We start from the raw sequence: 14,712 nt of genomic DNA, 5'->3' as shown, positions 1-14,712 counted from the left end.
AAGCTCAAGTTAAGGCTTGCACGAGCGGCATTTACTTGAAAAAGGAAGGCATTGTGAAAGTATTAGTAGCGATCAAACGCGTGATTGACCCTTATGCCAAAGTGAGGGTGAAAAGCGATGGTAGTGGGGTAGAAACCGCTAACGTCAAGATGACCATGAATCCCTTTTGTGAAATAGCGGTTGAGCAAGCCGTACAGTTAAAAGAGGCAGGCATCGCTGAGGAGGTCGTGGTGCTCTCTATCGGAGATAATCTCTGTAAGGAACAGCTGAGAACGGCCTTAGCACTAGGAGCCGACCGAGCGATTCACGTAACGGCTGCGCAGTCTCCTGAACCATTAGCGGTGGCGAAAATAGTTAAGAAAATAATGAAACAAGTTGCACCTTCTCTTGTTTTGCTGGGTAAGCAGTCAATTGATACTGATAATAACCAAGTTGCCCAAATGCTTGCCGCGATAACGGACTCCCCTCAAGGCACTTTTGCTTCAGATATTACTATTGAAGGCGAGAGTGTAGTGGTAACACGAGAGATTGATGGCGGCCTTGAAACGGTAAAGTTAGTAATGCCAGCCATTATCAGTACAGACTTACGCTTAAATGAACCCCGCTATGCCTCTCTACCGAATATTATGAAAGCGAAAAGAAAACCTTTGGATGTGATGACATTGGATGAGCTAGGAATAAGTTTGAATAGTAGTCATGAGATCCTTGAGGTGATGTCACCGCCAGTTCGATCCTCAGGAATAATGGTCAGTAGTGTGTCTGAGTTGGTTGATAAACTTAAACATGAAGCCAAAGTGATTTAACCCATAGGAGCGACCTAATGAGTGACAAAAAGTTAGCAACGCTTGTGATAGCAGAGCATGATAATCAACGTGTGTCAGTGGAGACCCTTCGTGCGTTAACGGCAGCGAAAAGTATGCATGAACAGGCGGCAGACAAAACTTGCTTTACCGTGCTCGTTATCGGTTTCGAGTGTCGTGCCGTGGCCGAGCAGCTTGCCACTGTAGAGAGAGTAGAGGAGGTGATAGTCGTGGATGCACCGTGCTATCAACATCTATTGGCTGAGAGCGTTAGCGAGCTTATTGTTCAAGTGACTAAAGAGGGCGCTTATTCACACATTTTGGCCTCTGCGACCACCTTTGGAAAAAACATCATGCCGCGAGTAGCCGCATTATTGGATGTAGGGCAACTGTCGGATGTTATTGCTATTGAAGCCCCTGATGTGGTGGTTAGACCTATCTATGCTGGCAATGCTCTGGCTCGTGTTAAAAGCCGTGATGAGATAAAAGTTGTCACCATACGAAGTTCGGCGTTTGATGCGATTGAACTTGGTTCGCAAGTTTTTGCTTCAATAAAACAGATAAAGAACGATAAAACATCACGAAATTCGGAATTTCTGTCGCAACAGAAGGTAAAAACGATACGCCCTGATTTACCGGCTGCAAATGTGGTGGTGTCTGGTGGCAGAGGGCTGGGCAACAAAGAGAGTTTTGTTCTGATTGAACAGTTAGCCGATAAACTAGGCGGTGCTATTGGTGCATCTCGAGCAGCTGTCGATGCGGGCTTTGTTTCCAATGATCTGCAAGTGGGACAGACAGGTAAAATTGTAGCTCCTGATCTCTACATTGCCGTCGGTATCTCAGGGGCTATTCAACACTTAGCAGGTATGAAAGAGTCTAAAGTGATTGTGGCGATTAACAGTGATGCTGAAGCGCCAATCTTTCAAATTGCAGATTATGGTTTAGTCGGAGATCTGTTTGAGATCATGCCTGAACTGATCAACAAGGTGTAACACACAAACAATAACGTAAAGCCATATAAAAGTGGCCCTTCATTTATAAGAGGCCGCTTTAGTTATGCGCTACTTAACGAGTTCATACCGTAGGCTTAAGTAGTCGCTTGTTGTAGGTGCAGAACAAGGGCTTTAATGAATCTTGCGGCTTCTCCTCCCGTACAGGCACGGTGATCAAAGGTCATGGATAGCGGCATCGCTTTCACTGTCACCGCCTGCTGATCCTGAATGATCACTTTTTCAATGATCCGACCTGCACCCACAATAGCGACTTGTGGTGTGGTAACAACCGGAGTGGCATAAATACCAGCGATAGCACCAAAGTTAGATAAGGTAATAGTGGCGTGCTGAAGCTGCTCTCTACCAATTTTACGAGCACGGATACCTTGTACGGTCTTATCCAACCACTGGCGAACCCCTTTGGCGCTGTATTCATCCGCATGGCGTAATACTGGAACATAGAGCCCGTGACTGCTATCAACGGCGATGCCTATATTCACGGTACTATGTACACAGCGAGTCATGGTCTCAGCATCAAACCACGCATTTAAGGCGGGTTCTTGCTGACAGGCGTTAATCACTGCTTGGATAAGTCGAATAGAGATATCTTCACTCTCTTGCCAATCCACCAGTAATGCCTCTTCAGTAATGGTCACCGCAGCCACATTATGGTGTGACTGGGCCATCGTATTGACCATGGTACGACGAGCCCCTTTTAATACCTCAGTTCCGGGAAGTTGTTGATCACATTGATTGTAGATATCGGCATCCACAATTAACCCATCAGGTCCGCTGCCTTTGAATGCCTGTAAATCCACCCCTAATCGTTGGGCTAAACGTCTGGCTGAAGGCATGGCGGTAATGAGTTTTTTGGCTGAGGTATTTTTATCACCTCCAATCCAGAAATCATCCACATCGACATGGTGGCTCTGCTGTGACACATTACCCACTACGGTAGCGGCGTCTTCCTTATTTGCTAAAACAGAGCGATCAGCATCAGCAGTTTGATCTGCGGTTTCAGCCTCTTCAATTTCGAGCAGTAAACAGCCAATATTAATGACATCACCTTCATTGCCATACCGGTTGATGATTTTTCCACTGTAAGGTGCAGGCACCTCAACAATGGCTTTCGCCGTTTCTATTGTGACGACAATTTGATCTACGGTTACCGTGTCACCAACTGTAATGTGCCACTCTACAATCTCTGATTCGGCCAAACCTTCGCCTAAGTCGGGTAGCATAAATGATTTCATTTCCAGCCCTCCACTAATCCACGTGCCGCAATTACAATATCATCTGGTTGAATCATGAAAAATTCTTCATTGCGATAGTAAGGCATGATCGTATCCATGCCAGTCACTCGTTTGGGTGGGGCCTTTAACAAACACATGGCATGCTCTGCCGTTCTTGCTAAAATTTCAGCCCCTACGCCGCAGGTCTTACTGGCTTCATGTACGACTAAAAGTCGCCCCGTTTTCTCTAAAGAGTGAAGTATGGTTGCCATGTCGATAGGTTTGATAGAGGCGAGATCGATCACTTCTACCTCGATACCTTGTGAAGAGAGAGTGTCCGCGGCTTGCAGCGATTCAACGACACTGGCGCCCCAGGTGACAAGGGTAAGGTCTCGCCCTTTTCGAAGGGTAAAACAGGTATCAAGTGGTAGAGCGACTCCGTTGTCTGTGACATCAGATTTAACCGTGCGGTAGATGCGTTTTGGTTCAAAAAACATCACAGGATCATTACTTCGAATGGAAGCAAGCAGTAGGCCATAGGCGCGTTGAGGTGAGGAGGGGATCACCACTTTAAAACCTGGAATATGAGCAAACAGTGACTCGATACTTTCAGAGTGATGTTCCGGTGCATGTATACCGCCCCCAAAGGGAGCACGAAACACCGCAGGGCAAGTTAGACGACCACGGGTTCGATTACGCATTCGAGCAGCATGGCACATCAGATGTTCCATCGCGGGGAAGACAAAGCCTTGAAACTGGAATTCAGCCACAGGACGTAATCCTTGCGAGGCCATACCGACACTCACCCCACCGATGAGTGCTTCTGCCAGAGGAGAGTCGATCACTCGCTTTAGGCCAAACTTCTCTTTAAGGCCGACTGTGGCACGAAAAACCCCTCCGTTATCACCGACATCTTCGCCTAATACAACAACACTTTGGTCTATATTCATTTCGTGGTGCAGAGCAAGATTGACTGCTTCAAGTAACGTTATCTCAGCCATTCTTTCCCCCTTGCATGCGCATCGCTTTATTGATTAGCTCATCACGCTGTTGCTGCAGTTCACTTGGTAAGGTTTCATATAGGTAATCAAAAGAGGTTTCTGGGGCTTGAACAGAGAGTGCGAGATAACGGGTGACGGCTTTCTCTACCTCCTCTTTGCACTCTTCATGCAGCAGTTCATCTTGTGGAACACTCCAAAGCTGCTGCTTGATAAGGTAAGATTTTAAGCGGTTAATAGGTTCGTATTGCCATGCTTGTTGCAGTTCATCATCACTGCGGTAGCGACTGGCATCATCAGCGGTTGTGTGATCACTTAGCCGATAACTGATTGCTTCAATAAGTGTAGCCCCTTTGCCTTTTCGGGCGCGGTCAACACTCGTTTGAACAGCATCGAACATTGCGACCACATCATTACCGTCTACGGTCAGGCCAGGGATACCTGCCCCTTTGGCCTTTTCAGCTAAAAATTCAGCCCCGCACTGCAGGCTACGTGGCACCGAAATCGCCCACTGGTTATTGTTGACAACAAAAACTAGAGGAATATTCCAAGCTCCTGCGCAGTTAATGGATTCGAGAAAGTCACCTTTAGAGGTCGCACCGTCTCCACAAACCACCAAGGCAGCTTGATGTTGACCAGAGATTTTCAGTGCTGAAGCGACACCAACGGCATGAGTACATTGGGTTGCAATCGGGACACAGAAAGGCAAGTCTCGGCAGTGGGATTGATGATTATCGGCACTAAAATCACTGCCACGTTCATCGCCCCCCCAGTATTGTAAATTCTTTTCCATCGGAATGCCCCGTGCCCACATGGCAGGCATATCGCGGTAATAGGGGATAAAGACATCATGGGTATGCAATGCACGGCCAATAGCGATGCCGATGGCTTCAGCACCTAAATGGGACGGGTAGGTACCAAGCTTTCCAGTGCGTTGTAGTGCTATCGCTTTGTTGTCATAAGTGCGAGTCAATACCATGTCACAATAAAAACCAAGTAATCGCTGTGAATCTGCCCAATCTGGTAGTTCAGCGACGAGTTCACCATGGTGGTCGATAAAACGATGCATGGGTAATGCCTGAATATTCATCTCAAGCTCCTCTTGATGCTACGTTAAACGTCAAAGGTAATATCGCTAATCACACATATTCATTATTTGAGAAAAAGAGTGCTATGAAACACTGTTCTTAAATTCCTCATAGCATCGTGCCATTTTGCTGTAAATGCAGTGCTATTTAGTGATTAATCTTGATAGAACCCGATACATTAAGTGTAACTAAGATGTTAAGTTCTGCATGAATTTATGATAGTGCTATCAATTAAACGAGGAGATGGGTAGTTAGAACAGACGATAATAGGGCATTTTAAAACGGTATTGGCTCAATATTGAAAACATTCACTAAGTGTGCAGAGAAATTCGCCAGATTATTGTGTAGGTTAAAGAAGCAAACCACTACCGAAATCAATCAACTGTATGATAATGTGATTATTCAAAACGTTAAAGGAGCACTCAGATGCAGTTAATTGCCCCGTCGTTATTCTTCGAAGCTGAATTCTCATCATTTTGTGATGATTATATCCATAATGATCCAGAGAATGGGGAGTACTACCTGGATGGTAAAACCAATTTTTCGCATTACGTTCAACGTTTAACGGATGAAGAGAGAGGGGTGAACTTAAAAGAGGGGTATGTCCCTTGTAGCCACTATTGGTTAGTGAATAGCGATAAGTCGATTGTGGGTGCAATTCGTGTTCGACATAATATTGATAGTGAGTTTTTATCACTAGAAGCGGGTCACATTGGCTATGATATTGCGCCATCATTTCGTCGTTTAGGCCATGGTAAAACAATGTTGAAATTGGCACTTGCAAAGGCGAAAGCGCTAGGGTTATTTCGCGTGTTAGTGACAGCTGATGAGGATAATATTGCCTCACGTAAAATCATCGAAGCATCTGATGGAGAGCTGGAAGATATTGTGATGGGTAAGGTGTTTCCCAACCCACTAGCTCGATATTGGATTTACTGCTGATTATGCGACTTGATAAGTTTGTGTGCAAAAGTACAGCGTTAACCAAAAGTGAAGCTCTTAAGGTTATTCATGCGGGGGCTGTGAGTGTAAATGGTCGTCCAATCATTAATGAAGCAACTCAAGTACATGAGAACAACCAGATATGGCTTAATGAAACGCCATTGATTGCACGAGCTTTTCGTTATCTTTTAATGCACAAACCGGTTGATACCATCTGTTCAAACATTGATGAGCGTTACCCATCACTGTTCAATCATATTGACATAGAAAACAAAACTGAACTGCACATTGCGGGACGTCTTGATGCAGATACGACAGGCTTAGTATTGATCACTGATGATGGACGCTGGTCTTACAATATTACGATACCGACTAAACAGTGTAAAAAAGTGTACCGCGTTGGGTTAACTCGCCCCCTTTGTGATGCTATTCCTGCTGCATTTTTACAGGGAGTACAGCTGCAAGGAGAGGATCGATTGACCTTGCCAGCTATTGTTGATGTGGTAAGCCCAACCGAAGTGCTATTGACGATCACAGAAGGGAAATTTCACCAAGTTAAACGAATGTTTGCTGCTGTCGGTAATCGTGTCCAAACGCTACATCGTGAGCAGATTGGTGACGTACGGTTAGATGTGAAAAGTGGTGAGTGGCGCTACTTATCGAAAGAAGAAATAGCATCGTTTAATGTGGAAGAGTAAGCGCGTTGGTGATAAAAAAAAGCGAGAAACCAAATAGTTTCTCGCTTTTTTTATACGGTGTTATTTGGTAACGCGCTTACAGTTTCTTAGAAGCGAGTCCAGCAAGAGCAATAATACCAAGTCCCACTAACATGATTTCGCCTTTACCACTGTCAAAGCCGGCTTTAACACCTGCGATAGCAACGATAGCAATAGCAACTGGGATTACATACTTAACTAAGTTGTACCACAAACCAAATAGAGGGAATGACACTTTACCGTCGTTAGTGATCTCTTTCTCAAGATCTGCACGGTTAAGTCTCCAACCAGCGAAGATACATAGAAGCATACCACCAACCGCGAGGAAGATTTTATCCGTTAACAAGTCAAAGATATCAAATGCACCAGTACCAAATAGTGTTGGACCAACGCCACCAAGTGATAGAGAAGCAAACACACAAAGTGAAGCCATTACAGCACTTGCTGAGAATACGGCAGTAGAACGCTTCATGCCTTTCTCATCGATAAGGTAAGAAACCACAACTTCAAGCAGTGAAACTGATGACGTTAATGCTGCAACACTCAGTGCAACAAAGAACATCAATGCGAACAGTAGACCAACAATACCACCCATTTCAGCGAACAGTTGAGGAACCACCACAAACACTAAACCAGGGCCAGCAGCAGGAGCCATACCAAATGCAAACATTGCAGGGAACATCGCCACACCAGCTAGGATAGCAACACCCGTATCAAGTGCTGTAACCATGGCTGTTGTTTGAACAAGGTTCTCTTTCTTCTTCAGATAGCTACCGTATGTGATCATACAACCCATACCTAAGCTTAGTGAGAAAAACGCTTGACCAAGAGCCGCTAAAATGGTGCTGCTGTCTACTTTAGAGAAGTCAGGTTTGAATAGGAACTCAAGACCCGCGCTTGCACCTGGAAGGCTTAAACCTTTCACTGCAACCACAACAAGAATAACGAACAGCAAAGGCATTAATACTTTGCCCGCTTTCTCAATACCGCCAGAGATACCTTTAATAACAATGAAGATATTCAATAGAAGGTATAGCCCCATCCACATTAATGGTTCTACAGGGTTAGAGATAAAGTTACCAAAACTATCGCCAATAGCATCAGGTGTGCTTAATAGGCCAGTCGCAATCTTATAGATGTAAGCAATAGACCAACCACCCACAACCGGGTAGAAGCCCATGATCAACAGACCACTCATTACGCCGATAACACCAATGAAGCTCCAGCGACGGTCAGTTGATTTAAATGCACCTACAGCAGAAAGACCTGTTTTACGGCCTACTGCAAACTCAGTAAGCATGACACTAAAACCGATAGTAATAACAAACAACAAGTAGATCGCAACAAACGCGCCGCCGCCACTTTCACCTGCTGTGTAAGGAAATTTCCAAATGTTACCTAAACCAACAGCTGATCCAGCTGCGGCCATTACGAATCCAAGTTTCGAGCCCCACGTATCACGAGGTTTTGGGGCTGTAGTCGATTTATCCACGGTATCTCCATATATGTGTAGTTTAACTTTCAGTCGGCGTCAGAAAGTGGGTGTAAATAAATTTGTACACTTTGGTGTACATTTATAAAAGTAATTAATCACGCCGCGTTAGTGACAATTAAAACAGTTTGTGGTTATAGATTAAAGCCCTAAAAGAGGAAAAATCTGGTTTTTGTGCTATCAGCGTGGTCAATTGCTGCTTTTTTAATCATTGAGCGAGCTAATAGCTGACTAAGTAGCTAATGCATTGTTTTTATAGTGTAAAGAAAAATGTTCTTTATAGTGTGCTTTATGTTGCTGATTAGGTTTGACTTACTAGAGGTAAACTCGGTGATTTATAGAGTAAAACAATGAATATTGGGTGTTTTATAGAATATTAGTAGTGAATGGTAAATAATTCGTTACGTAATGTGAAAAGTATCAAAAAGAGATGCGATTTGAATTTACTCACGTTAATCGAGAGACATAGATTCGTCATTTATACTGAAAAGGATAAAAATACCTCTAAAGTGGCGAGCACAGACTATGCTTGTTAATGTTAAAATCATGCATCATTAATAAAAGTAGCTCGCATGGAAAATAAATTTTTACTTGATGGGCATCGCTCAATAAACGTGTTATTACGTAAACTTGCTCTTGGCATGGATCGCCCCACACTAAATAGAAAAATTGTGAGTTTAACTGAACGACTTTTTGGTGAAAGAAAAGCCTCTATTTTACTGTTAAATCCTCACAATCAGACCTTGCACCTAGAGTTTGCACCTAACCTCCCTGAATTTTATAATCAGGCTATTGAAGGCGTCGGGATCGGTGAACATGTTGGCTCTTGCGGTGCTGCTGCTTTTTTAAAAAGACCAGTGATTGTTGATGATATTAATAAGCACCCTAATTGGGCTCCTTTTTTACCTTTAACACAAAAAGCGAACCTCCGTGCGTGCTGGTCTGTGCCGATTATTTCATCAGATGAACATGTCCTAGGCACTTTTGCCATTTATAGTGATAAGCCATCAACACCGCTCCCTTTTGAACTTGAAATAGCCGGTTTACTTGCTTCTCTTTACTCTGTTGCTTTAGAGAAATATGAGCAAGAGGATCAGCTGAAATTTCATGCTAATCGTGATTCATTAACCCACTGCTATAACCGCAGAGCTCTGTTGACTAAAGTATCATCGCTAGTCAATAACTCAGCCGCTTCAGATAACGTTTTGGCGTGCTTTTTTATCGATGTTGATAAGTTTAAATATATTAATGATACTCATGGACATCAAATAGGGGATGACACCTTAATTAAAGTTGCGAATATATTAAGGGAGACAATGGCAGGCAGTGCGAAGATTGGACGTTATGGTGGTGATGAGTTTGTGGCTTTTTGTTGTTTTTCTTCTAAAGATCAAGCTGAAGATTTCCATATCAAATTGAGTCATAGATTAAATGAAGAACTGAACATCAATGGATATATTTTTTCATCTAGTGTGGGGATGGGGTGCTGTGCATTGAGTGAACTTGGTGAGTTCAGTGATTTGATCGCTTATGCGGACAAAGATATGTACCGCATTAAACAGAGTAAAATTACTCGATAGGCCGCCCCTAGAGGCGAACCACTGGATCGTCATGAATGGCTTTTATTTCTCTTCTGACGTGTAACTTGAATAAGAGCAGTAGTAGCAACCATTTGATTGAGGGAATATCTCTTTAGCAGCACTCAGGGCAGTACTGCAGGCGGTGTGGTAACCAAGTGGTTCACAGTTTTTTATCCCTGGGCTGTGAGTACAATTTGCGGTGTGAATTTCATGATCGCCATTATCTTGTTCTTTTTTATCAACATAAAACAGACTCATAATCACCTCTTACAATTAGAATGCAAACGGATGTTTGTGTCTCCACACTACTCCTAAAAAGAGTAAGGGATAGATAATGATCGTCATAGTTAGATAGGGGTCACTTTGCAGCCCGTCTTGGCGAAAAGATTATGCACAGATTTACTATTAGCATAAAAAAGCCACCTGCTAGGGTGGCTTGTTTTGTTACTGTTATGTCTCTTCTGGCGGTTCAGCCGGCGCTACTGGTTCAGGGAACGCTCTGCACGGCTTTGCTACCAAGCTACGAGTTTCCGCTTTTATCTCTGCGATGATTAACTCAAACTGGTCACCCAACTTATACTCGATGTTCGAGTCGATTGAGATGGTGCCAAGATCTGCACTGCACTCTAGGCGTTTTTTATTAGCAACAATCAGGGAACCAGGAATAAAAGCCGACGCCCCATTCTCCAGCAGACGTACTCGCATTCCTGCGCGGTTAATATCAAAGATTTCACCAGTAAACGTGGTGCCTTTGGTTACATCATCCGCTAGGGTGCGTACATATAACCAATCGGTAACGGAACGTTCAGCCATACGGTGATGCTTACGGTGAAGCGCCATCTCATTACCAACAACATCATCAGGAAGCTGAATAGGATCTTTATTTAAGATGTGGGCTTTAAGTAAGCGATGGTTAATCATGTCGCCATATTTACGGATAGGTGATGTCCATGTGGCATATACCGGTAGACCCATAGCAAAGTGAGGTTCAGGTTGATTACCCACTTCACTGTATGCCTGCATTTTTCTAATGCGGTTGTCGATATAGACATTACTAGAGGCGGTTAACCAACGACGCAACGCACTGAAACCCTCTAAAGTCGCTATAGACTCTTTATCAAAAGGCGTTGGAGTCGTTTCATTTACAAGCTCCAGTACTGTATCGATTTTTTCAGGTTTAAAACCAGCGTGGGTATTAAATACGCCAGTATTGAAACTCTTTTTAAGCACAGTACCTGCACAGATGTTAGCGGTAACCATGGCTTCTTCAACCAGACGGTTAGCACTACGTCGCATGTCGGCATGAATGGCTATAACGTCGTTATCTTCGCTTAATTCGAATCGGTAATCTGGGCGATCAGGGAACACTACAGCGTTCTCTTGACGCCAAGCCGCCCTGGCTTGAGCAAATTCATGCAGTTGGTTAACTTGTTGAGCGATGGTCTCCGTTGGCTGCCAATATTCACACGAACCGTTTTCTAGGTAGTCTGAGACATTATCATATGCTAATCGGGCCTGAGAGCGGATCCACGCAGCTACAAAGGTAATGTCATCTTGGATAACACCTTGAGCATTCACTGTCACTGTACAACAGATAGCGGGTCTTTTTTCTCCATCGATGAGTGAGCAGAGATCATCACTTAACTCACGCGGTAACATTGGAATGTTACGACCAGGCAGATAAATGGTATATCCGCGCTCACGAGCCACTACATCCATAGGGTCGTTCGGTGAGATATAAGCAGTAGGATCGGCGATGGCAATGGATAGAGTAAAATCACCATTGGCTTCTTTGTGAATATACAGCGCATCATCCATATCTTTGGTGGAAGCACCGTCGATCGTTACAAAAGGGAGGTGAGTCATGTCAACACGATTCAGTTCAGGGTCGTCTTGAATAGCCCACTGCGCGATCCCTTCAGGCTCAGAGTTGGGCAGATCATTTTGCGCCAAAGTTACCCACCAAGGCGCAATTTTGTCATCAGCGTCGGTGATTTTTTCCGTGATTTGAGCAAGAAACTGACTCTCCCCCTCATTAAGAGGATGTTGAACAAGCTGAGCAACAACCCAGTCTCCCTCATTAAGACGTTCAGGGTTCACCCCTTTCTTTGTCTTAGCGGGTAATGCAACCGTTAATTGCGGATGATCAGGCATCACCATCAGACGTTTTTTATTGTATTTGATACGGGCGATAAAACGAGCCACCGCTTGTTCAATGAGTGTGTCTGGTTCAACAGACTCTTTCTCATTATTAGTACGTAGTAGTGCACTGATGCGGTCGCCATGCATCACACTCTTCATAAATGGTGGTGGGATAAAATAACTGGTTTTATCATCACATTCCAGAAAGCCAAAGCCACGGTCAGTTGCTTTTACTTTTCCCTCTTTTTTAGGAATGTTCTCTTTAATTTGTTGCTTTAATTGAGCAAGTAGTGGGTTGTCTTGAAACATGATCTCAGTTCTTAAGGTGAATAACTCACACACTATAATCAGCACGCATGACGATTGCTAGCTTAGTTAAAGAAAAAAGAGTGGAAGGAGTAACAGCATAACGAGGATAAATTAAAGCTGTTTAGGTCAATAAATGCTCTAAAAGGTGAATATTGAGACAAATTTGTGATGATGTTCAAAATTATCTGGCATTTTTGCTCAGAATAAGGCAGAATTCGCGCCTCTTAAAACGTGTCCCGACCGCTTACTTGCTGTTTCAGAGAAATGCTGAGTGATGGGACTTCTATTAGTTAGATTATTATTGGAATCCCAATGTCAGAATCTGTTACAGAATTTCGTCAGTTAGACCTGAACGAAACATTATTGTCTGCGTTAGACACTATGGGCTTTACTGCTCCTACTCCTATCCAGGCTGCTTCAATCCCTGAACTTCTTAAAGGCAAAGACGCATTAGGTAAAGCACAAACGGGTACGGGTAAAACTGCTGCTTTTTCACTACCAATTCTAAACAAAATCGATTTAGCACAGCATAAGCCACAGGCTATTGTTATGGCGCCAACTCGTGAGCTTGCGATTCAGGTAGCTGCAGAAATTAAAACACTAGGTCAGAACATTCGTGGCCTTAAAGTATTAGAGATTTACGGTGGTGCTTCAATCGTTGATCAAATGCGCGCGCTTAAAAATGGTACTCACATTGTTGTTGGTACTCCTGGCCGTGTTAAAGATTTAATCAACCGTGACCGTTTGCACCTTGGTGAAGTTAAGACGTTTGTTCTTGATGAAGCTGATGAAATGCTAAAAATGGGCTTTGTTGATGACGTAACTTGGATCCTTGAGCAAGCGCCAGAAACTGCACAACGTGTGCTTTTCTCTGCGACTATGCCACCAATGGTGAAAACGATCGTTAACCGCTTCCTAAGAGATCCTGCTCGTGTTGACGTTGCTGGTGAAAACCGCACTGTATCAAAAGTTGAGCAAAACTTCTGGGTAGTGAAAGGCGTAGAGAAAGACGAAGCAATGAGCCGTCTACTTGAAACCGAAGAGACTGACGCATCAATCGTATTCGTTCGTACTCGTCAAGATACAGAGCGTCTAGCTGATTGGCTAAATGCACGTGGCTTCAATGCTGCAGCTCTTCACGGTGACATTCCACAGTCACAACGTGAGCGTACTGTTGAAAACATCAAACGTGGCGTGACTGACGTACTCGTCGCGACAGACGTTGTTGCTCGTGGTCTAGATATCGCGCGTATAACACACGTATTCAACTATGACATCCCGTTTGATGTAGAGTCATACATCCACCGTATCGGCCGTACTGGTCGTGCTGGGCGTCAAGGTAAAGCTATACTTCTAGTTCGTACCAACCAGATTCGCATGCTGCACACTATTGAGCGTGTTACTAAATCGTCAATGGAAGAGATTCAACTTCCAGCAAGAGATAAAGTAGCCGAGTGTCGTGTTAATGCACTGGCAACTGAGCTTGAAGCAGACAAAGAGAACGACAACCTAACCGCATTCTCAGATCTTATTGCAAAACTGCAAGAGACTTTAGGTGTTGATGCAACAACAATTGCTGCGATGCTTCTTAAGCGTCAACAAGGTAAGCGTCCTTTATTCTATCAAGGTCCTGATCCAATGGTTGCGGCTATCGAGCGTGAGAAAAACCGTCGTAGCAATCGTCGCGATGATCGTGGTGGTCGTAATGACCGTGGTGCTGAGCGTGGCGAACGTCGTACTTACAACGATGCAGATTTTGATACGTATCAGTTGGCAGTGGGTCGTGAGCAAGGTGTTCAAGTTAAAGATATCGTTGGTGCACTAGCAAACGAACTTGGCTTTACCAAAGGCGCAATTGGTGCAATTAAATTGGCACCTGGTCACACTTACGTACAGCTTCCAAAGAAAATGTCAGCAGAAGTTGCTAAGCAGCTAAAAGCGCTTCGCATTCGTCAAAACGAAACTAAAGCTGTTGTGGTTGAAGGTGTAGATCTTAGCCGTGAAAACCGTGGTGGTCCACGTGGTGGCAACCGTGACGGCGGCCGTGGTGGATACCGTGGTAACCGTGAAAATGGTGAAGGTGGTCGTCCACGTCGTGATGGCGAGCGTCGTTTTGATCGTAACCGTGGCGGTAACAGCCATCGTGGTAGCAGCACCGGCGGAGCAAACCGTGGACCTCGTTCAGAAGGTTAATCCTTATTGATTGAGGCCTGATCCGCTGTCAAATTATTGAAACCGAGCCGTTTAACTGGCTCGGTTTTTTTATGCTATGAACAAAATAAACAGATTTAGTAATCTGAATATTAGTTGATCTAGAACAGCAAAAAGTAAGGATATGAGAGATATCTAATAACAAAAGTTGATAAATTAAAAAAAAATTGAATAATAGAGGCATATGGATATTTGCTGATAAGCACTCAG

12 protein-coding genes are annotated in these 14,712 nt (G+C 44.0%); 6 read left to right on the top strand and 6 right to left on the bottom strand.

What is annotated here, in order from left to right; all coding sequences use genetic code 11:
• The first annotated feature begins 53 nt into the window (after nucleotides 1-53).
• Nucleotides 54-803: an electron transfer flavoprotein subunit beta/FixA family protein gene (locus tag L4C32_RS13030; RefSeq protein ID WP_428197314.1), complete on the top strand. Its 750-nt coding sequence runs from the start codon at nucleotides 54-56 to the stop codon at nucleotides 801-803.
• 17 nt (nucleotides 804-820) lie between these two features.
• Nucleotides 821-1,792, top strand: coding sequence for an electron transfer flavoprotein subunit alpha/FixB family protein (locus L4C32_RS13025; protein ID WP_428197313.1), 972 nt, complete (start codon nucleotides 821-823; stop codon nucleotides 1,790-1,792).
• Nucleotides 1,793-1,887: 95 nt separating this feature from the next.
• Here the strand turns inward: L4C32_RS13025 and L4C32_RS13020 are convergent, their stop codons facing one another.
• The 3 genes from L4C32_RS13020 to pdhA are packed head-to-tail and all read right to left on the bottom strand — an operon-like array spanning nucleotide 1,888 to nucleotide 5,112.
• Nucleotides 1,888-3,045, bottom strand: a complete 1,158-nt coding sequence (locus L4C32_RS13020; protein ID WP_428197312.1) for a dihydrolipoamide acetyltransferase family protein — start codon at nucleotides 3,043-3,045, stop codon at nucleotides 1,888-1,890.
• On the bottom strand, nucleotides 3,042-4,025 hold the full coding sequence (locus L4C32_RS13015) for an alpha-ketoacid dehydrogenase subunit beta (protein ID WP_428197311.1): 984 nt from the start codon (nucleotides 4,023-4,025) through the stop codon (nucleotides 3,042-3,044). The genes L4C32_RS13020 and L4C32_RS13015 overlap by 4 nt, the downstream gene beginning before the upstream one ends.
• The gene (pdhA, locus tag L4C32_RS13010) at nucleotides 4,018-5,112 is read right to left on the bottom strand and encodes a pyruvate dehydrogenase (acetyl-transferring) E1 component subunit alpha (protein WP_428197310.1); all 1,095 of its coding nucleotides are present in this window, start codon (nucleotides 5,110-5,112) and stop codon (nucleotides 4,018-4,020) included. The genes L4C32_RS13015 and pdhA overlap by 8 nt, the downstream gene beginning before the upstream one ends.
• A gap of 424 nt (nucleotides 5,113-5,536) precedes the next feature.
• Between pdhA and L4C32_RS13005 the strand changes: the two genes are divergently transcribed.
• The gene (locus L4C32_RS13005; RefSeq protein WP_428197309.1) at nucleotides 5,537-6,052 is read left to right on the top strand and encodes a GNAT family N-acetyltransferase; all 516 of its coding nucleotides are present in this window, start codon (nucleotides 5,537-5,539) and stop codon (nucleotides 6,050-6,052) included.
• Between the two features lie 2 nt (nucleotides 6,053-6,054).
• Nucleotides 6,055-6,750 (top strand): pseudouridine synthase, encoded by a 696-nt coding sequence (locus L4C32_RS13000; RefSeq protein WP_428197308.1) that lies wholly within the window; start codon nucleotides 6,055-6,057, stop codon nucleotides 6,748-6,750.
• Between the two features lie 76 nt (nucleotides 6,751-6,826).
• Here the strand turns inward: L4C32_RS13000 and L4C32_RS12995 are convergent, their stop codons facing one another.
• Nucleotides 6,827-8,260, bottom strand: coding sequence for a sodium-dependent transporter (locus L4C32_RS12995; protein WP_428197307.1), 1,434 nt, complete (start codon nucleotides 8,258-8,260; stop codon nucleotides 6,827-6,829).
• Between the two features lie 572 nt (nucleotides 8,261-8,832).
• On the opposite strand from L4C32_RS12995, the gene L4C32_RS12990 reads away from it, so the two are divergent.
• Nucleotides 8,833-9,840, top strand: coding sequence for a sensor domain-containing diguanylate cyclase (locus L4C32_RS12990; protein WP_428197306.1), 1,008 nt, complete (start codon nucleotides 8,833-8,835; stop codon nucleotides 9,838-9,840).
• A gap of 42 nt (nucleotides 9,841-9,882) precedes the next feature.
• On the opposite strand, the gene L4C32_RS12985 is transcribed toward L4C32_RS12990, so the two are convergent.
• Together L4C32_RS12985 and L4C32_RS12980 are read right to left on the bottom strand one after the other, a co-directional pair.
• Nucleotides 9,883-10,098, bottom strand: coding sequence for a hypothetical protein (locus L4C32_RS12985; protein WP_428197305.1), 216 nt, complete (start codon nucleotides 10,096-10,098; stop codon nucleotides 9,883-9,885).
• Between the two features lie 192 nt (nucleotides 10,099-10,290).
• Entirely contained in the window at nucleotides 10,291-12,291 is a 2,001-nt protein-coding gene (locus tag L4C32_RS12980) for an exoribonuclease II (protein ID WP_428197304.1), read from the bottom strand.
• Nucleotides 12,292-12,603: 312 nt separating this feature from the next.
• Between L4C32_RS12980 and L4C32_RS12975 the strand changes: the two genes are divergently transcribed.
• The gene (locus L4C32_RS12975) at nucleotides 12,604-14,484 is read left to right on the top strand and encodes a DEAD/DEAH box helicase (protein ID WP_428197303.1); all 1,881 of its coding nucleotides are present in this window, start codon (nucleotides 12,604-12,606) and stop codon (nucleotides 14,482-14,484) included.
• The last annotated feature ends 228 nt before the right edge of the window (nucleotides 14,485-14,712 follow it).

The organism is Aliivibrio kagoshimensis (assembly GCF_050337105.1).
GTDB lineage: Bacteria > Pseudomonadota > Gammaproteobacteria > Enterobacterales > Vibrionaceae > Aliivibrio_A > Aliivibrio_A kagoshimensis.
The sequence above is the reverse complement of the archived record's forward strand: the minus strand, read 5'-3'. Positions and strand labels throughout refer to the sequence as shown.